This is a genomic window from Sagittula sp. S175 (genome assembly GCF_049800975.1).
Lineage (GTDB): Bacteria > Pseudomonadota > Alphaproteobacteria > Rhodobacterales > Rhodobacteraceae > Sagittula.
Genome location: NZ_JBNAGB010000043.1, coordinates 1 through 18,960 on the forward strand (window position 1 = coordinate 1; position 18,960 = coordinate 18,960).

Annotated in this window: 18 protein-coding genes; 10 read left to right on the forward strand and 8 right to left on the reverse strand. The window is 64.8% G+C overall.

Annotated features, from left to right (window positions below; genetic code table 11):
- Window positions 1–35: 35 nt before the first annotated feature.
- The 3 genes from ACP16H_RS25615 to ACP16H_RS25625 all read right to left on the reverse strand — a co-directional run bounded on the left by ACP16H_RS25615 (window position 36) and on the right by ACP16H_RS25625 (window position 2,810).
- Entirely contained in the window at window positions 36–2,012 is a 1,977-nt protein-coding gene (locus ACP16H_RS25615; RefSeq protein ID WP_425074992.1) for an enoyl-CoA hydratase-related protein, read from the reverse strand.
- Between the two features lie 218 nt (window positions 2,013–2,230).
- Window positions 2,231–2,443, reverse strand: coding sequence for a hypothetical protein (locus ACP16H_RS25620; RefSeq protein ID WP_425074993.1), 213 nt, complete (start codon window positions 2,441–2,443; stop codon window positions 2,231–2,233).
- Window positions 2,444–2,489: 46 nt separating this feature from the next.
- Entirely contained in the window at window positions 2,490–2,810 is a 321-nt protein-coding gene (locus ACP16H_RS25625) for a TraR/DksA family transcriptional regulator (RefSeq protein WP_425074994.1), read from the reverse strand.
- Window positions 2,811–2,962: 152 nt separating this feature from the next.
- Here ACP16H_RS25625 and ACP16H_RS25630 point away from each other — a divergent pair, with 152 nt between their 5' ends.
- The 4 genes from ACP16H_RS25630 (at window position 2,963) to ACP16H_RS25645 (ending at window position 5,238) form a co-directional block, all read left to right on the forward strand.
- A complete protein-coding gene (locus tag ACP16H_RS25630) occupies window positions 2,963–3,826 on the forward strand; it encodes an MBL fold metallo-hydrolase (RefSeq protein ID WP_425075009.1) in 864 nt (287 codons plus the stop codon).
- Between the two features lie 112 nt (window positions 3,827–3,938).
- Window positions 3,939–4,364: a YeeE/YedE family protein gene (locus ACP16H_RS25635; RefSeq protein ID WP_425074995.1), complete on the forward strand. Its 426-nt coding sequence runs from the start codon at window positions 3,939–3,941 to the stop codon at window positions 4,362–4,364.
- Window position 4,365: 1 nt separating this feature from the next.
- Window positions 4,366–4,803, forward strand: a complete 438-nt coding sequence (locus tag ACP16H_RS25640; RefSeq protein WP_425074996.1) for a DUF6691 family protein — start codon at window positions 4,366–4,368, stop codon at window positions 4,801–4,803.
- 9 nt (window positions 4,804–4,812) lie between these two features.
- Entirely contained in the window at window positions 4,813–5,238 is a 426-nt protein-coding gene (locus ACP16H_RS25645; protein ID WP_425074997.1) for a TIGR01244 family sulfur transferase, read from the forward strand.
- Between the two features lie 67 nt (window positions 5,239–5,305).
- Here the strand turns inward: ACP16H_RS25645 and ACP16H_RS25650 are convergent, their stop codons facing one another.
- From ACP16H_RS25650 to ACP16H_RS25670, 5 genes are all read right to left on the reverse strand, one after another.
- The gene (locus ACP16H_RS25650) at window positions 5,306–6,475 is read right to left on the reverse strand and encodes a FliM/FliN family flagellar motor C-terminal domain-containing protein (RefSeq protein ID WP_425074998.1); all 1,170 of its coding nucleotides are present in this window, start codon (window positions 6,473–6,475) and stop codon (window positions 5,306–5,308) included.
- Window positions 6,476–6,595: 120 nt separating this feature from the next.
- A complete protein-coding gene (locus ACP16H_RS25655) occupies window positions 6,596–9,274 on the reverse strand; it encodes an ATP-binding protein (protein WP_425074999.1) in 2,679 nt (892 codons plus the stop codon).
- Window positions 9,271–9,582: a hypothetical protein gene (locus ACP16H_RS25660; RefSeq protein ID WP_425075000.1), complete on the reverse strand. Its 312-nt coding sequence runs from the start codon at window positions 9,580–9,582 to the stop codon at window positions 9,271–9,273. Before ACP16H_RS25660 ends, ACP16H_RS25655 begins: the two co-directional genes overlap by 4 nt.
- Entirely contained in the window at window positions 9,579–9,947 is a 369-nt protein-coding gene (locus ACP16H_RS25665) for a response regulator transcription factor (protein WP_425075001.1), read from the reverse strand. The genes ACP16H_RS25660 and ACP16H_RS25665 overlap by 4 nt, the downstream gene beginning before the upstream one ends.
- Window positions 9,948–10,117: 170 nt before the next feature.
- Window positions 10,118–11,416, reverse strand: coding sequence for a helix-turn-helix domain-containing protein (locus ACP16H_RS25670; RefSeq protein ID WP_425075002.1), 1,299 nt, complete (start codon window positions 11,414–11,416; stop codon window positions 10,118–10,120).
- Window positions 11,417–11,638: 222 nt separating this feature from the next.
- On the opposite strand from ACP16H_RS25670, the gene ACP16H_RS25675 reads away from it, so the two are divergent.
- The 6 genes from ACP16H_RS25675 to acs form a co-directional block, all read left to right on the forward strand.
- Entirely contained in the window at window positions 11,639–12,985 is a 1,347-nt protein-coding gene (locus tag ACP16H_RS25675) for a substrate-binding protein (RefSeq protein WP_425075003.1), read from the forward strand.
- A 143-nt stretch (window positions 12,986–13,128) separates the two neighbouring features.
- The gene (locus tag ACP16H_RS25680; protein WP_425075004.1) at window positions 13,129–14,136 is read left to right on the forward strand and encodes a branched-chain amino acid ABC transporter permease; all 1,008 of its coding nucleotides are present in this window, start codon (window positions 13,129–13,131) and stop codon (window positions 14,134–14,136) included.
- Between the two features lie 6 nt (window positions 14,137–14,142).
- Window positions 14,143–15,342, forward strand: a complete 1,200-nt coding sequence (locus ACP16H_RS25685; protein WP_425075005.1) for a branched-chain amino acid ABC transporter permease — start codon at window positions 14,143–14,145, stop codon at window positions 15,340–15,342.
- 12 nt (window positions 15,343–15,354) lie between these two features.
- Window positions 15,355–16,116, forward strand: a complete 762-nt coding sequence (locus ACP16H_RS25690; RefSeq protein ID WP_425075006.1) for an ABC transporter ATP-binding protein — start codon at window positions 15,355–15,357, stop codon at window positions 16,114–16,116.
- Window positions 16,117–16,198: 82 nt separating this feature from the next.
- Window positions 16,199–16,954 carry an ABC transporter ATP-binding protein gene (locus ACP16H_RS25695; protein WP_425075007.1) on the forward strand — a complete coding sequence of 252 codons (756 nt, stop codon included), beginning with the start codon at window positions 16,199–16,201 and terminating at the stop codon, window positions 16,952–16,954.
- Window positions 16,955–17,044: 90 nt separating this feature from the next.
- Window positions 17,045–18,960 (forward strand): acetate--CoA ligase (acs, locus tag ACP16H_RS25700; RefSeq protein ID WP_425075008.1); only part of this gene is annotated, 1,916 nt, incomplete at its 3' end.

The window sequence follows — 18,960 nt, forward strand, 5'->3', positions numbered from 1 at the left end:
CCCCCCGGTCGCCTGCCTTTGGCAGGCGAAACCGCTCAGCGTGACAGGAAGGTCCGACCGTATTTTACATGCTCGGCCCAAGACGCTTGCGGCATCCAGAAGTCAGTGTCCGCGTGGTCGAGACGCTCGAGTTTTTTCATGACTTTCAGCATACCCCACTGGCCCACGGCCATCATCGGGCCGCCCTTGGCACGCGGGAAGTCCTGCGCAAGGATCGCGACCGCGTCGATGTCCGACGCCTTCTGCGCCATGCCTTCCGACAGCATCCGGGCACCCTCGTTGGCCATGGCTCCGACGAGCAGCATGACCATGTCCATCTGCTCCAGCGGGCGCGCCGCGCGCTGGCCGTTGAGCAGACGTTTCACGGCATCGCTGCGTTCCGGACCATCGTCGGTCCAGTCGTAGAACCCCTTGCCAGACACCCAGCCACGCCGGTCGACGTCCACCAGGACAGACGACCAGTTCTCGGCGCCCTCCGCGCGGTGAGCTGAGCTCAGATCTTCCAGCCCCATCATGTCGCGCGTGCGGAACGGCGGGCGGGGCCAGCCCCAGTCCTCGACGGCCGCATCGACCGCGTAGGGGTCGGCCCCGAGGTCCAGCAGGGCGTCGGCGGCGCGGTGCAGTGCGGCGGCCAGGCGCCCGGCGATGCTGGTGCCGCTGGACATGACGTGGACGGGCACCTTGTGCATCCGCTCCGCCAGCGCGAGGCCATAGGCCAGTTGCTCGGCAGTCCCGTCGGCGCCCTGAACCACCTCGACCAGGCGGGTCGAGAATACCGGGGGTGCGAAGCGCAGGCCGAGTTCGTCGACGCGGGCGGACATGGCGACGGCGCGGATGGTGCCGCGGGGGGCGGGCACGTCGCCCTGCCCGCGTGCGGCATGCAGGACCATATCGGCGCCGCCGATCATCTCGGCGCTTTCACCCCAGTGAAGCAATTGCAGGCGCGCCTGTGACTGTTCCGGCGAAAGGCCACCGCCCTTGACCCCGGCGGCAAAGACCTCGCGCAGTTGCTCGACCCCTTCGCGCAGCTTCTCGGGCTCGCGGGCGCCCCAGTTGACGCCGATCCCGGCGTTCAGGGCGGAAACTGTGATCTGCATCGCCAGCGGTCCGGGGCCCAGCACGGCGATGCGGTTGATCTCGGGCAGCACGGTGCCCTTGGGCAGCGCAAAACGGCGGGCGAGCCGTTCGGCGGTAAAGGCGTGACGCAGCGCTTTGGCGGCATCCGAGGCGAGGCAGGTCTCGAAGGCGTCCTGCTCCATCGCGATCCCGGTTTCGAAGGGCAGCAGGGCGGCAGCCTCGACGAGGTGCAGGACCTGCGCCATGGCGCTGTCGGCACCGTCGGTGAGCGCGCCGCGACGCGTGGCGATGGCCTGCGTATGTGTGGCGTAATCGGCAAAGCCATCGCGGCGCTCGGAGGTCGGGCGCGGCCCCTGTCCCGCCTCCAGCAGACGGCGCGCGTAGGCCAGTGCCTGATCGCGCAGGTTGCCGACGCAGGTTTCGTCGATCAGGGACAGGCCGGGACCGCGGTCAAGCGGCAAGGTGCCGCCCGTCAACATGAGTTCCAGCGCCAATGGCGTTCCGACGAGGCGTGGCAGGCGCTGAGTGGCCCCCGCAGACGGTGTCAGGCCCATACGGACTTCGGGCAGGCTGGCACGGGTGCCTTGCAGGGCAATGCGGTAGTGCGCTGCCAAAGCCAGTTCGAGCCCGCCCCCGTAGACGGTGCCGTGCAGCGCCGCGATGACGGGTTTGGCGCAGGCCTCGACCCTTGCGCAGATGTCGCGCAGGAAGGGCGCCTTCAGCCCGCTTTCGTACTCGGTGAGGTCCGCGCCCGCCGGAAAGGTGCTGCCGGTGCCCATGACAACGACAGCGTCCACGGTTGGGTCGTCTTCGGCGCGATCCAGGGCGGCCTCTATTCCCGCGCGCACCGGATGTGACAGCGCGTTCACCGGGGGATGATCCACGCTGAGGAGGGCCACGCCCTCCCGGACCGAATAGTGGATGCCTTCTGCCATCTGCCTGTCTTTCCGCCGGGGGCGGATCGCCCCGTGTCTGCCCGTCACGCGCCTTTGAGCGCTGTTTTGCTGGCGATTAGAATCGAATCCGCGACACAAGGCAAATTTTTTGACCGGATTCAGGGCAATTGCGGCCTAAAAGCCGCTTTGCGGGCCGATGCTTGGCGGGACAAGCCCCTTCGGGACCTGCCCACCGGCGGTATGATGCGGAAAAGCTGTCAGACCGGCATGTTGTCAAAGCCGTCCTCGACGTCGGCCTCGACTGCGTTGGAGAGCGCTTCACGCGCCCAGGCGGGGGCTGCCTGCCCGTGCAGTTCGAGTTGTTGCAGTACCTCCGAAAGATGGTCGAGCGCCTCTGCCCGACTGGCCCCCCTGGCGGTTCGCAATTGATGGCACAGGGCCTCAAGTCTTTGATTCAGTGCGTCGATCATGACCTTCCCTCCTATGGCTCCGCTGTGGAGCGGGTCCGCCGGCGGCCTATCCGCCGGAGGCACATTTCACGCAAAGCGGCGTGTCGGGCACGGCGGCCAGACGTGCCGGAGCGATGTCTTCGCCGCATTTGACGCACAGGCCGTATTCGCCGTCCGCCATGCGTTGCAGGGCGGCCTTGATGCGGGCGACCTCGGCCTGTCCGCTTTCGCCAAGACGTTCGAGCACCTCTTCGCCCTCGCGTTCGACCGCCTGATCTTCCCAGTCTTTCGAATGCTCGGCCTCGAGTGCATCGCCGATCTCGTCGAGGCGCCCGCCGAGTTCACGCAATCTGTTGAGGAGTTTAAGTTTTTCTTCGTGGTGCGACATAGTGCGGGGCCTCCTCGCCCCAGTGTGAGTGTGGCAGGATCGGGCAAGAAACGCATTGATGCAAATCAAGCGCAACTTGCCCCTTGAAACACATTCGTATTTACGTATATGTTTCACGAAACGAGGAGATTCCCGCCATGACGCTCACCGCTCTGAAACCCGAAGTGACCGCCTTCTTCGACGAGGCGACCAACACCATTTCCTATGTCGTGCGTGACCCGAACGGCACCGCCTGCGCCATCATCGACAGCGTGCTGGATTTCGACTACGCGTCGGGCCATACCGACACCCGCTCGGCCGATGCGATCATCGCCTTCGTGAAGGAAAAAGGCTATGAATGCCAGTGGCTTCTGGAAAGCCACGTGCATGCCGACCACCTGTCTGCCGCGCCCTATATCCAGAAGGAACTGGGCGGCAAGATCGGTATCGGCGACCGCATCAAGATCGTGCAGGACGTATTCGGCAAGGTCTTCAACGAAGGGACCGAGTTCCAGCGCGACGGGTCGCAGTTCGACCAGCTGTTCGTCGAGGGTGACTCGATCCATATCGGCCAGATGCGCGCCGACGTGCTGCACACCCCCGGGCACACCCCGGCCTGCCTGACCTACGTCGTGGGCGACGCGGCCTTTGTCGGCGACACGCTGTTCATGCCGGACTTTGGCACGGCGCGCTGCGACTTCCCGGGGGGCTCGTCCGAGACGCTGTATGACTCGGTGCAGAAGATCCTGTCGCTGCCGGACGAGACCCGCATCTTTGTCGGCCACGACTACAAGGCGCCGGGCCGCGATGATTACGCTTGGGAGACCACGGTGGGCGAGCAGAAGGCGCGCAACATCCACGTCGGTGACGGCAAGTCCAAGGACCAGTTCGTCGAGATGCGCGACACGCGCGATGCGACGCTTGCGATGCCGAAGCTCATCATCCCCTCGCTGCAGGTGAACATGCGCGCGGGCCAGATGCCCCCGGCGGACGAACAGGGCAACGTCTACCTGAAAGTACCGGTGAACAAGCTCTGAGGCTTTGACCATTGCCCCTGCCCGGTCGTCGGGCGGGGGAGCGATTTTTCCGCGAAAAATCGTGCCCCGACGCGAACCGGGGTGCCAGAACGGACAACAAGGAAACGAAAGAATGCCTATCGATTGGATCTGGGGCCTGATCGGCGGTTTGCTGATCGGGACGGGCGGTGCCGTGTACCTTTTGGGCAACGGCAAGATCATGGGAGCCAGTGGCATCATCGGCGGGCTCGTCGATGGCTCCGGGCTCGACACCAAGTGGGAGCGCATCCTGTTCCTGCTGGGCGTCGCGGTCATGCCGATCGTGCTGTACCCGGCCTATACCGAGGTGGACACGCATATCACCGACAACTTCTGGGTGCTGGCTGCCGCCGGTCTGCTGGTGGGGATCGGCACGCGCATCGCCAATGGCTGTACCTCCGGTCATGGCGTCTGCGGCATGTCGCGCCTGTCGATCCGCGGCATCGTCGCGACCTGCTGCTACATCCTGGCCGGTGGCCTGGGTGTCATCCTGTTCCGCCACATCCTGGGAGTGATCTGACATGTTGCGCCACGTTATCGCATTGATCGCAGGCGGCCTTTTCGGCTCTGGCCTTTTCATCTCGGGCATGACCGACACCGCGAAGGTGCAGGGTTGGCTCGACGTGTTCGGCGCCTGGGACCCGACGCTGGCCTTTGTCATGGGCGGCGCGATGATCCCGATGGCCCTGGCCTGGTGGATCCGGAGCAAGCGGCACACCGCGCTGACCGGCGCTCCGCTGCCCCCTGCCCCGTCGAAGGAGATCGACAGCAAGCTGGTTATCGGGTCGGTGATGTTCGGCGTGGGCTGGGGCCTCGCGGGCCTCTGCCCGGGACCGTCCATCGCGTCGCTGTCCTACGGCGGGCCGGGCCTGTATATCTTTGTTGCCGCCATGGTGACCGGCATGGCCGTGGCACCGCTGCTGCGCGCGCGTCTGGACAGGGCCGTTCCGGCAGAATAAGCGTTACGCATGACGCCGAGAAAACTTACCGAAACCTATAGCGTGTCGCCGCAGATCTCTCCCGAGGATGTAGCGGCGCTGCGCGATGCGGGCTTTGTCATGGTGCTGTGCAACCGCCCCGACGAAGAGAACCCGCCCGCGCTGCAGTCTGACGCCATGCGGCAGGCTGTCGAAGCCGAGGGGCTGCGCTTTGCCGTGCTGCCTCTGACCCATCAGACGATGAACGCCGAGAACATCCTGAAACAGCAGGAGATCGTGGCGAGCGCAGGCGGGCCGGTGCTGGCCTATTGCGCCTCGGGCACGCGCTGCACTGTGATCTGGGCGCTGGGCAATGCTCAGACCCTGGGCGCGGATGCGGTGATCGGGACCGCCCTGGAGGCGGGCTACGACATCTCCGGGCTGCGGCCCACGCTGGAGACCCTGGCGCAGGCCTGAAGGCTGGAACCTGCGGAACCGAAAGGCGCGTCCCTGACCGGGGCGCGCCTTTTGCTTTGGGGGGCCGTCACTCCTTGAGGTCGAAGTCCATCGGGGCCGACCCGAAATCCATGTCGAAATCCTCTGCCGGGAGATCGCTGTTGTTGGCGCTGAAATCGAAATCGCCGGCCTCGGCCGCGAAATCCAGCGCTGGCAGATCGGGCAGGTCCTCGGCCATGCCACCGCCAAAATCCCCGCCCATGGCGGGGAGGTCCGGGAAGTCCTCTTCCATCGTGGCGGCGGGCAGCGCGGCGGGGGAGCCCCCGCCGAAACTGTCGCCGAAATCGCTGCCCTTTGCAGCAGGCGGACTGGACAGGGCCAGCGGGCCCAGCACGGGCCAGGTCAGGCGCACCGCGCGGTGCCCATTCATCTGCCCCATACGCCCCTTGGCAATCAACTGCCCATGGGCGGCGTGGATTTCCACCCGATCCAGGCCGTCAGGCGACAGGCGCAGGGTATCGCCGGGCTTCAGCGCCTGCGCTTTGGACAGGGGGAGCGTAACCCGCGACAGAACGGCGTCGAGGCGGGCCGGAACCCGCGAAAATATGTCGGCGTGCGGGCCGGGCGCGCTGTTGGTCGCCGCGATGTCGGCACCCCGCCCCGGTTTGCGTTCGGGCACGATGAAGGACAACCGCCCCTTGCGCCGTCCCAGCGCGAGGTCGACGTCAGCGCGGAAAGCACGATAGCCGGGCGCGTCCAGCAGCAGGCTGGCCGAGCGGGCATCCTCCAGCATGACGCCGAAACGATACCCTTCGAGCATCGCGCCGATGGGGCTGTCAGACAGGGACTCGGCCATGCGCATCAGAGTTCCGTCGAGCAGTGGCGCCACCATGGCGGCATCGGTCTGGGTGAGGGTGCGGTCCTCCTCGATCGGCATCTGGGTGACCTGGAGGATGGTCTGCACCTCGACCACACCGGTCAGGACCTGGCGATCCACCGTCGCAAGGCCGATATCGCCGTCGGGACCGTCCAGCAGCAGCAGAAGGTCGTTGGCAACCAGCGAGTCGATCACCCCGTCCTGGTCGAGAGATTCGGCCACGACGTTCTGGGTGACCAGCGCAAGGTCCCAGAGGATATCCGCCGTTTTGGACAACGCACGCCTGAGCGCCTTGGCAGGCGACATCCCGCGTGCCTCGAACGCACGCTGGGCGGCCTGAGCCTTCTGGCCCAATACGTCGTCTCGTGCACCGTCAGCCATGCAATTTCACGCCCGTCATCCAAACTGCCTCCGCCCTCTCTTATGGGCGGATTTGGTTACCAAGGGCTTTAACGAAGTCCTTTTAAGTCGAATTGACCCACCAAAACGGGGACCATAACGTCATTCAGCGGCCAACTCCTGACGGATCGGCAACACAACGCGAAACGCCGCTCCGCCCTGATCGGGGAGATAGGAGATGTCACCGCCCAGCCGGGCGACGATCTGGCGGCAGATGGCGAGTCCGAGGCCGGCGCCTCCGGCCTTCTGGTCGCTGACGCGGGCGAATTTTTCGAAAATGACGTCGCGCGCCTCGGGTGCGACGCCCGAGCCATTGTCGATGAAGTCGACAAGTATCTGCTGCGCGTGCGAAATCACCCGGATTTCAAGCTCTGGCTCTGCTGCATCGCAGTATTTGCGCGCGTTTGCGATAAGATTGATGAACACCTGGCTAAGGCGCTCCAGATCGGTGTGCAGCCAGACCTGTTCGTTCAGGCTGCGGCGCTTGATCTTCAATCGACTGCCCTCGTCAGCCACCGCGGCGGCGACGGCGCGGTCGAGCACGTCGGCCAATTTGCCATCCGAGAGGTTGAGACTCACTTGCCCGTTTTCCAGCACGGAGAGGTCAAGGAGGTCGTCCAGCAGGCGGGTCAGGCGAATCGCCTCGTCGTGGATGATCGAGGCGTAGCGGTTCTGATCGGCACGCGAGAGGCCTTCGGCATCGCGGAGGATTTCCGAGAAGGCGCGAATCGAGGTCATGGGGGTGCGCAGTTCGTGGCTGATCTGACTGAGGAAGGCGTCCTTTTGCACAGACAGGCGCGTGAGCTTGTCGTTGGCGGCGCGCAGCTCGGCGGCGGTGCGGGACAGTTCGCGCGACTGGGTTTCCAGCCGGGCGGAGTATTCCATCATCTGCGCCGTCTCGTCGGCCACGGCCATCAGGTCCTCGACCGAGACGGACATGCCGCCGACGATCTGGCCGACCATGGCGTGCGCGGTGGCGGCACCGACCGATCCCGCCAGTTCGGTTTCGAGACGCTGAAGGAATTCCGGGGTCGGCGTGGGGATGCCCTCGTCGACGCCCTGCCGTTCCGCCTCGCGCAGGAAGAAGGCCTGCGCATCGCGGGCACCAAGGATGCGCTGCGCCATGATCATCAGGTCTTCGGTCTGGGCGGCCCCCGGAAGCCACGAGCGTGCGCCGCCGGGCGCAGCCTGGATGTTGACGAATTGCGCGGCCTGAAGGCGTTCCAGCGGCGAGGCGATCGTACACATGGACACGACCATGAAGGCCACGGTGTTGAGCGTCAGCGACCAGAAGACCGCATGCAGAAGCGGGTCCATGCCGCCGATGCCGAACAGCGCCTCGGGGCGGAGCCAGCCGATGCCGAGGGGGCCGTCGGTGAACCATGCGGGCGGGATCAGGCCGCCCTCGCCAAGGCTGGGGATGTAAAGGGTGTAAAGCCACGTGGCGAAGCCGAAGGTCAGCCCGGCCAGCGCCCCGGCGCGCGTTGCCCCCCGCCAGAACAGCCCGCCCAGCATGACCGGCAGCACCTGCGCCACGCCGGTGAAGGACACGAGGCCGATGACCGCGAGGGCCGAACCGCCGCCCGAGAGGGCGTAGTAGAGGTAGCCCAAGAGCAACACGCCCGCGATGGACAGGCGGCGCGAGAGCAGGACCACCTGCCGGACGTCGCCGGAGACGGAGGCCGTGCCGCGCCGGGTCTCCAGCCAGATGGGCATGACGATGTGGTTGGAGACCATGGTGGACAGCGCGATGGCGGCGACGATGACCATGGAGGTGGCGGAGGAAAAGCCGCCCAGGAAGGTCAGGAGCGCAAGGCCCTCGCGGCCCTGCGACAGCGGGAGCGTGAGGACGAAGAGGTCGGGATTGGAGCCTTCGGGTAGGAGGTCCATGCCGATGACGGCAATGGGCACGACGAAGAGGCTCATGAGCATGAGGTAAAGCGGGAAGGCCCAGGCGGCCATGCGCAACTGGCGATCGTTGTCGTTTTCCACGACGAGGACCTGGAACATGCGCGGCAGGCAGAGGAAGGCGGCGGCGGAAAGCAGCATCAGCCCGGCCCAGCGGCCTCCGTTCACCTGCCATTGCCCCATGGGCGAGGCATCGATGCGTGCGAGGGTTTCCGACACGCCCCCCGCCAGCCCCCAGACGACGAAGCCGCCGACCGCCATGAGGGCGGTGAGTTTCACGACCGCTTCGAGCGCGATGGCCATGACGACGCCGTGGTGGCGTTCATTGGAATCCAGCGTGCGGGTGCCGAAGATCACGGTAAAGACGGCGAGGCCGACGGCGACCCAGAAGGCGGTGCTGCTTTGGGTGCCGGGCATGGCCTCGGCATGGGCAAACACGTCGACGGAGAGGGTAACGGATTGCAATTGCAGGGCAATGTAAGGCGTCGTGCCGACCACGGCGAGGATGGTGACGCCGATGCCCAGAAGGTTCGACTTGCCATAGCGCGACGAGATCAGGTCGGCCACGGAGGTGATACGCTGCGACCGGCCGATGCGCACGAGGCGGCGCAGGATCCACCACCAGCCGATCATCACGAGGCTGGGGCCGAGGTAGATCGTCAGGTATTCGACGCCCGTGCGCGCCGCCGAGCCGACCGCGCCGTAAAACGTCCAGCCGGTGCAGTAGATCGACAGCGAGAGCGTGTAGACGATGGGCGCGCGGAGCCACTTGACCCGGCCCCGGTGTGCGGCGCGTTCCGCCATGAAGGCGACGGCGAACAGCAGCGCGACGTAAGACAACGAGATCGCCGCGAGCGCGTTGAGCGTGGTCACCGGCGGGCCTCCGGTCGGTCGGGAGCACTGGCGCGTCGGATGGCGCGGATCAGCAGGCCGGTGGCAATGGGCAGCGCGACCCAGATGGAGAAGATGTAGATCAGCGCCCCGGCCGTGGTGATCTGCGTGTCGGGCGTGCGCCAGAGCAGCGGCAGCCACCACAGCAACAACCCGAGAAACGGCAGCGCGCAGGCGGCATCCACCATGCGGCGGCGGCGAAAGGTCTGGCGTTCAAGTTGCTGGCTGTACAGGGTCGGGTCCGACACGTCAGGTGCCGGGCCTGCGCCGTCCTGTGCGTCGGGGGTCATGCGCCCTTGAGCGCCCGGACGGCGTCGAGCACCTCTGCGTTGGAGAAGGGTTTGGTCATGAATCGGCTTGCCCCGGCACGTTCTGCCATCTCGCGGTCCTTCGTCTGGCCGCGGGCCGTGAGCATCAGGATCGGCAGCGCGGCGGTTGTCGCATCTTCGCGCAGCTCGCGCAGGATGTCGAACCCCGATCTGCCCGGCAACATCGCATCAAGGATCACCACGTCCGGCGCGCGGTCGCGCACGGTCTGCACCGCCGTCTCGCCGTTCGAGTGCGAAAACACCTGCCACCCTTCACGGGACAGGATGAACTTGATCGCTTCGATGATGTTCGGCTCGTCTTCGATAAGAAGAACCTGTCCGCTCATTCAATTCCCCTCACCCGCCGGCCCCTGTTTACAGGGTCTCCTCCCCCCGCAAGTGCGACGATTGTAGGACTTTTACAAAGCCGGAGTCAAAACGCCTTTGGCCATCCTGCAACAATCTTTCGCACCCAACACTGCCAGTCTCCCGTTAGCGCCACCATTTCGCAACCCCTTTAACGGGAAGAAAGAATGGAAGGCTCTCGCCTGCCGGGACAATCAGGTTTGGGGCAGACGCGGCAGGTCACGCCGACCTCCTGCGCAGCACCCTGCGGGCGTCCGACCGGGGCGGGACGGACCAGCATATGCGCCTCGAACAGCGGGTCGGCGTTGATGGTCATCGGGCCGACGGGCGTGGCCTGCGCCTCGACGCGCAACGCCGTGCCGGAGCGGCCCAGCTGGGTGATCTCGGCGCCGAGCAGCGCGTGAGGGCGGTTGAGCGCCTTGTACAGAGGCCAGAGCGGACAGGCGGCACCAAAGCGCGGCATCGGGAAGTCGGGCAAGGGTTTGCGGTAGGAGAGCACGCCGGAGGCGTCGCAGATGGCGAGGCCGACGGGATCGGGCAGGACGTCGGCGGGCATGGCGGCGAGGCGGCGCATGATGCGCGTGGGTTCGGCCTGCAAGGTCTGCGAGAGGGCGAGTGGATCGGGGCCATGCTGGTCGATCGCAGGGTGCAGGAGGCTGATCGGCAGCGCCTGCGCATCTTGGGCGTAGCGTTCCAGCCATGCGCGCAGCAGGGTCTTGGCGGCACTGGACAGCCCGCGCCCCATGCGGGCCATCGCGGCGGTCACGTCGGTATCGCGCTCCAGTTCCGGCACATGGTGAGCGGCCTTTTCCAGCGCGGTGTCCAGTTCCTCCTGCGGGGTGCCGGTTTCGGTCGCCTGCGCGTTGTCGGCCTCAAGGTAGGTCACCAGACCGCGCGAGGTTTCTGCGAGGCGGCCGGAGTCCTCGTAGATGTTGCGGTGAAAGCGGGCCTGCCATTCCGGGTCGATCTCGCCCGGCTCGGCAAGAATGGACGCGGCGGAACGGATGGCGGTCACGGTAGAGAGCATCTCGTGCAGGGAGGCGGCCAGTTGCGGGTCGTGGGTCATGCGGTCGGTCAGCACCGCGACGGAGCGTTCCAGTTGCGACACGCGCCCGCGCGTTGCCACGAGCAGCGCCGCCCAGCCCGGGAAACGCCCGGCGAATTCGTCTGTGCGGTCCAGTTCGGCCTCGCTGTCGGCCATATCCGACGCTGCCTCGCGCAGACCGGCGATCAGCGCGGCCCCTGCCCCTTCGGTCAGATGCGTGGGCTCGACCGAAAGCGCCTCGGCGATGTCGAGCAGCAACTTGCCGCCGATTCTGCGGCGATTATGCTCGATAAGGTTGAGATAAGAGGCTGAAATCCCGGCACGAGTTGCAAGCTCTGATTGTCTCATGCCGTTGGCTATGCGCCTTTCGCGAATCCGCGACCCTGTCAGCGTGTCTCGCGCCATTGGTATTCCCCTGCCAAATCAAACACTTTCTGCACCGCAACATAAACGAGTTTACAGTATATTACGGTCTACTTTTCAATTGTTGACAAAAAAAGCGTTACCCTAAAGGCAGTTGTTGCGCAATTTTCCATCCCTCCCCCATAGTACCTTTGCACAATGGTGCATGCGTCCCCTTGTTGAGGAGCGGGGGTGACGACTTTCATAAACATTGGGAGGATATTTATGTCCAAGACCAACCTCACCCGCCGTGGCGTGCTGAAGAGCGGTGCCGGCATTGGCGCAGGCGTTGCGCTGCCGACCATCTTCACCGCTTCGTCGGCTGGCGCTTTCACCAACGAACCGACCGGCTCTTCCGTCACCCTCGGCTTCAACGTTCCGCAGACCGGCCCCTACGCTGACGAAGGTGCGGACGAGCTGCGCGCCTACGAGCTGGCGGTCGAGCACCTGAACGGTGGCGGCGACGGCGGCATGCTGAGCACCTTCTCGTCGAAGGCTCTGCAGGGCAACGGCATCCTGGGCAAGAAGGTCGAGTATGTGACCGGCGACACCCAGACCAAGTCGGACGCAGCCCGCGCATCGGCCAAGTCGATGATCGAAAAGGACGGCGCCATCATGATCACCGGCGGTTCGTCGTCGGGTGTGGCCGTGGCCGTTCAGGGTCTCTGCCAGGAAGCAGGCGTCATCTTCATGGCGGGTCTGACCCACTCGAACGACACCACCGGCAAGGACAAGAAGGCGAACGGTTTCCGTCACTTCTTCAACGCCTACATGTCGGCAGCGGCTCTGGCGCCGGTTCTGAAGAACCTCTACGGCGACGACCGCAAGGCGTATCACCTGACCGCGGACTACACCTGGGGCTGGACCCAGCAGGAATCGATCGCAGCCGCGACCGAAGCCATGGGCTGGGAAACCGTCAACAACGTGCTGACCCCGCTCGCACAGACGGACTTCTCGTCCTACATCGCCCCGGTCCTGGATTCCGGCGCAGACGTGCTGGTTCTGAACCACTACGGCGGAAACATGGTCAACTCGCTGACCAACGCGGTTCAGTTCGGCCTGCGCAACAAGCAGGTGAACGGCAAGAACTTCGAGATCGTCGTTCCGCTGTTCTCGCGCCTGATGGCACGCGGTGCCGGCGAGAACATCAAGGGCATCGTCGGTTCGACCAACTGGCACTGGTCCCTGCAGGACGAAGGGTCGAAGGCATTCGTCAAGTCCTTCGGCACCAAGTACGGCTTCCCGCCGTCGCAGGCCGCACACACCTGCTACGTGCAGACCCTGCTGTATGCGGACGCCGTGGAGCGCGCCAAGTCGTTCAACCCCTGTGACGTCGCCGCGGCCCTCGAGGGCTTTGAGTTCGACGGCATGGGCAACGGCAAGACGCTGTACCGTGCAGACGACCACCAGTGCTTCAAGGACGTTCTCGTCGTGAAGGGCAAGGAGAACCCGACCTCGGAGTTCGACCTGCTGGAAGTCGTCGAAGTGACCCCGGCCGCGCAGGTGACCTACCCGGCCGATCACCCGATGTTCGCAGGCGGCCAGCTGGGTTCCTGCAACCCGGGCGCATAATCGCGAAAGGGGGCGTGGCAACACGCCCCCAACCGCCTTGCCGCCCCACGGGGTGCGCGCCCGACCACCGGCTTTGTCACTTTCTTCACGCCCCCGACGCCTGCGCCGGAGGGCTTCTCCACACTCAACCCTAAGGTGGGGTCATGGACGCAATTCTGCTTCAAATTCTCAACGGGCTCGACAAGGGCTCGGCCTATGCGCTGATCGCGCTGGGTCTGACGCTGATCTTCGGCACCCTCGGCGTGGTGAACTTCGCGCACGGCGCTCTTTTCATGATCGGGGCGTTCTGTTCCGTCGCACTGCAGCGCCTGCTGAACCTCTCGCACGAGACCGTGGATCCCACGAAACTCGACTTCCTCGGCAACCCCTCGGTGGTGAAAACACCCTATGTCATCGAATGGTTCGGCCCTGAAACCGGCGCCGCGATCATCGACTGGTCGGTTCCGCTGGCGATCCTCTTTGCGATCCCGATCATGCTGGCCATCGGCTACGTGATGGAACGCGGCCTCATCAAGCACTTCTACAAGCGCCCCCACGCCGACCAGATCCTCGTGACCTTTGGCCTGGCGATCGTGTTGCAGGAGCTCATCAAGCACTATTTCGGCGCGAACCCGATCCAGACCCCTGCCCCGCAGGCGCTGTCCGGCGTCATGGAGGTCCTGCCCGGCATCGTCTACCCGGCCTGGCGCGTGGTCTACTTCTGCTTCTCGCTGGTCATCATCGGCGCGGTCTTTGCCTTCCTGCAGTTCACCACCTTCGGGATGGTGGTCCGCGCGGGCATGGCGGATCGTGAGACCGTCGGCCTTCTGGGCATCGACATCGACAAGCGGTTCACCCTGATGTTCGGCATGGCCGCCGGAGTGGCGGGTCTTGCGGGCGTGATGTACGGGCCGATCAACGCGCCCAACTACCACATGGGCATGGACTTCCTCGTGCTGTCCTTCGTCGTGGTGGTGGTTGGCGGCATGGGCTCGCTGCCCGGTGCGGTCGCCGCGGGCTTCCTGCTGGGTATCCTCGAGAGCTTTGCCTCCATGCGCGAGATCATCACGCTGATCCCCGGCATCAACCAGATCATCATCTACCTCGTCGCCATCGTCATCCTTCTGGTCCGTCCGCGTGGCCTGATGGGACGCAAAGGCGTGATGGAGTAAGACGACATGTTCGGACTAGAGAAAAAAGACGCAAACCTGCTGATCGTCGTCGCCATCCTGACGATGCTGGCGCCCTTCATCCTGAACCCCTTCCCCGCCGACAGCGCCCTTGCGCAGTTCAACGCGGGCTATCCCGACCTGATGCAGCGCTTCGTGATCTTCGGGATCTTCGCCATCGGCTTCAACATCCTGTTCGGCCTGACCGGCTACCTGTCGTTCGGTCACGCCGCGTTCCTCGGCGTGGGATCGTACTCGGCCGTGTGGATGTTCAAGCTCCTGTCGATGAACATCATCCCGGCGATCATCCTGTCGGTCATCATCTCGGGCCTGTTTGCCTGGCTGATCGGGTTCATCTCGCTGCGCCGGACGGGGATCTACTTCTCGATCCTGACGCTGGCCTTTGCGCAGATGTCCTTTGCGCTGGCCTATTCGGTGCTGACGCCGATCACCAACGGTGAGACCGGCCTGCAGATCACGCTGGACGATCCGCGTATCCTGGGCGTGTCGCAGACCGCGGACGGCTCGATCCCGGTGACGAACCTGTTCGGGCTGGAGATGCGCGCCGCGACCGATCTGGTGGTGGGACCGTGGTCCTTCACCTTCTCGGCGGGCTACTACGTGTGTGCGATCATCATGCTGGCAGCGTTCTACCTGTCGGTGCGGATCTTCCGTTCACCCTTTGGCATGATGCTGCGCGCGATCAAGTCGAACCAGACCCGGATGAACTACACCGGCCTGAACCCGAAGCCCTACACCCTGGCGGCCTTCGTGATCTCGGGCATGTATGCCGGTCTGGCCGGTGGCCTGCTGGCGTCCATGGACCCGCTGGCCGGGGCCGAGCGGATGCAGTGGACCGCGTCGGGTGAAGTCGTTCTGATGACCATCCTCGGTGGCGCAGGCACGCTGATCGGTCCGGTGCTGGGTGCCGGCATGATCAAGTACTTCGAGAACATCTTCTCGAAGATCAACGAGGCGACGCTGCATTCGTGGTTCGACTTCCTGCCCGACCCGATCGAGAACGGCGTGGTCTGGGTGCTGGAGCACTTCGTCGGCGCAGGCTGGCACCTGACCCTTGGCGTGATCTTCATGCTGGTGGTGACCTTCCTGCCCGGTGGCCTCGTCGAAGGCGGTCAGCGCATCGGACGTCTGTTCGGTCGCAAGAAGGCCTCGGACGACCAGTCCGCCGCCACGAAGCCCGCGGAATAAGGAGACGGACAGATGGGAATTCTTGAAGTCAAGGATGTGAGCAAACGCTTCGGCGGTCTGAAGGCCCTGTCGGACGTGAACCTCAGCGTGGCGGAGAACACCTGCCACGCGATCATCGGGCCGAACGGCGCGGGCAAGTCCACCCTGCTGAACTGCCTCGTGGGCAAGCTGATCCCCGACACCGGGTCGGTGATGTTCAATGGCCAGTCCGTGCTGGGACGCTCCCCGCACGAGATCAACCAGATGGGCATTTCGCGCGTGTTCCAGACGCCGGAAATCTTCGGTGATCTGACCGTGTTCGAAAACATGATGATCCCGCTCTTTGCCAAGCGCGACGGGGCGTATCGCATGCATGCCTTCGAATCGGTCGCATCCGAGAAGGAACTGGTGGAACGCGCGCTGACCATGCTCGAGGACGTGAACATGGCCGACAAGCGGCACATGCACACGGCCTCGATGTCGCGCGGGGACAAGCGGCGGCTGGAGATGGCCATGTGCCTGATCCAGGAGCCGAAGCTCCTGCTGCTGGACGAACCCACCGCCGGGATGGCGCGGGCCGACACCAACAACACGATCGACCTGCTGAAGGAGATCAAGGAGAGCCGCGACATCACCATCGCCATCATCGAGCACGACATGCATGTGGTGTTCTCGCTGGCGGATCGCATCACCGTGCTGGCCCAGGGCACGCCGCTCGTCGAGGACGAGCCGCAGAACATCAAGGGCCATCCGAAGGTGCAGGAAGCCTACCTGGGCGAAACCGCGCACGCCTGACACGTCCCAACGCGCCCCGGCCTTGTGCCGGGGCCTCCACGCATGAGGTCCCGGCGCAAGGCCGGGACGGGAGACAGACACCATGAACGTTCGGCCCGATTTTTCGAAGAACGCCAACCACGCCGAAACCGCCCCCGCTTTCCTCTCCGTCTGGGACATGCATTCCTACTATGGCGAGAGCTACATCGTGCAGGGCATCTCCTTCAACGTGCACGAAGGCGAGATCCTCGCGCTGCTGGGCCGCAATGGCGCGGGCAAGACCACGACGCTGCGCTCCATCGCGCGTCTTGACAGTCCGCAGGTGAACCACGGCGAGATCTGGCTGGATCACCAGCCGCTGCACACCATGAAGTCGCATCAGGCGGCCATCGCGGGCCTGGGCCTCGTGCCCGAAGACCGCCGCATCATCCCCGGCCTGACCGTCGAAGAAAACCTGCAACTGGCGCAGATCGCCCCGCCCATCGGCTGGTCCATCGAGCGCCTGTATGACCTGTTCCCGCGTCTCGGCGAGCGTCGCAAGCAGGAAGGGGTGACCCTGTCGGGCGGCGAGCAGCAGATGCTGGCGATTGCCCGCGCCCTGGCGCGTGACATCAAGCTTCTGCTTTTGGACGAGCCCTACGAAGGCCTCGCCCCGGTCATCGTCGACGAGATCGAAAAGACGCTGCGCAAGGTCAAGGAGCTGGGCATGACCACGATCATCGTGGAGCAGAACGCCGTGCGCGCCCTGCAACTGGCCGACCGCGCCGTGATTCTCGACACCGGAAGCGTGGTCTTCGACGGCTCTGCGGCGGAGGTGCTTGAAAACGAAAGCCTTCGGGCCGAGTATCTTGCAATCTGAATGAAAACCCGGGCCACGGGACCAAAGAACCACTTGTTATCCGGGGCCAAGGCACGTTCCTTGGCCCCAAGTTTTTCTGGAGGAGACCCCATGACCAAGACTTACGCGCCCTCGCCTGATCTGGTGCAGAACGCCCACATCGACGCCACGAAATACGACGCGCTGTATGCGGCGTCGGTTGCTGATCCGGCGGCTTTCTGGGGCGAGCAGGCGAAGCGGCTCGACTGGATGAAACAGCCGACCGAGATCAAGAACACCGATTTCACCCTCGGCCAGGTCAAGATCGAGTGGTTCCGCGACGGCACGCTGAACGTGGCCGCGAACTGCATCGACCGCCATCTGGAAAAGCGCGGCAACCAGACAGCCATCATCTTTGAACCCGATGATCCCAACGAGCAGGCGCAGTCGATTTCCTACAACGACCTGCACCGCCGCGTCTGCCGCATGGCAAACGTGCTGGAAACCATGGGCGTCAAGAAGGGCGACCGGGTCATCATCTACCTCCCGATGATCCCCGAGGCCGCCTATGCCATGCTCGCCTGCGCCCGCATCGGCGCGATCCATTCCATCGTCTTCGCCGGCTTCTCGCCCGACGCCCTCGCCGCCCGTGTGAACGGCTGCGACGCCAAGGTCGTCATCACCGCCGACGAAGCCCCGCGCGGAGGCCGCAAGACCCCGCTGAAGACCAATGCCGACAAGGCGCTCTTGCACTGCAAGGACAGCGTGAAGTGCCTCGTGGTCAAGCGCACCGGTGGCCAGACCACCTGGGTGGACGGCCGCGATTATGACTACAACGAGATGGCTCTGGAAGCGTCCGACTACTGCCAGCCCGTTGAAATGAATGCCGAAGACCCGCTGTTCATCCTTTACACCTCCGGCTCGACGGGCCAGCCGAAGGGCGTTGTACACACGACGGGTGGATATCTCCTTTACGCGTCGCTGACGCAGGAAGTTGTCTTCGATTATCATGAAGGCGACGTTTACTGGTGCACGGCAGACGTGGGTTGGGTCACCGGACACTCGTATATCGTGTACGGTCCGCTGGCGAACGGCGCGACCACGCTGATGTTCGAGGGCGTGCCGACCTACCCGGATGCCAGCCGTTTCTGGCAGGTCTGCGAAAAGCACAAGGTGAACCAGTTCTACACCGCGCCGACGGCGATCCGCGCGCTGATGGGCCAGGGTCCGGAGTTCGTCGAGAAATGCGACCTCAGCTCCCTGCGCATCCTCGGCACTGTGGGCGAACCGATCAACCCCGAGGCCTGGAACTGGTACAACGACATCGTCGGCAAAGGTAAATGCCCGATCGTCGACACTTGGTGGCAGACCGAGACCGGCGGCCACCTGCTGACCCCGCTGCCGGGCGCCCATGCAACCAAACCGGGTGCCGCGATGAAGCCGTTCTTTGGCGTGCAGCCGGTGGTTCTGGACCCGCAGTCGGGCCAGGAAATCGACGCCTTGCCGACCGAGGGCGTACTGGCGATCAAGGACAGCTGGCCCGGCCAGATGCGCACCGTCTGGGGCGATCACGAGCGGTTCGAGAAGACCTACTTTGCTGATTACAAAGGCTATTACTTCTCGGGCGACGGCTGCCGCCGCGACGCGGACGGCGACTACTGGATCACCGGGCGCGTCGATGACGTCATCAACGTCTCGGGCCACCGCATGGGCACCGCAGAGGTCGAATCGGCCCTCGTGGCGCATGAGAAGGTCGCCGAGGCCGCAGTGGTCGGCTACCCGCACGAGATCAAGGGCCAGGGCATTTACTGCTACGTCACCTTGATGAACGGCGTGGAGCCTTCGGAGGATCTGAAGAAGGAGCTACGCACCTGGGTCCGCACGGAAATCGGCCCGATCGCGTCCCCCGACCTGATCCAATGGGCCCCCGGCCTGCCCAAGACCCGCTCGGGCAAGATCATGCGCCGCATCCTGCGCAAGATCGCCGAAAACGACTACGGCGCCCTCGGCGACACCTCCACACTCGCAGAACCCGCCGTCGTCGACGA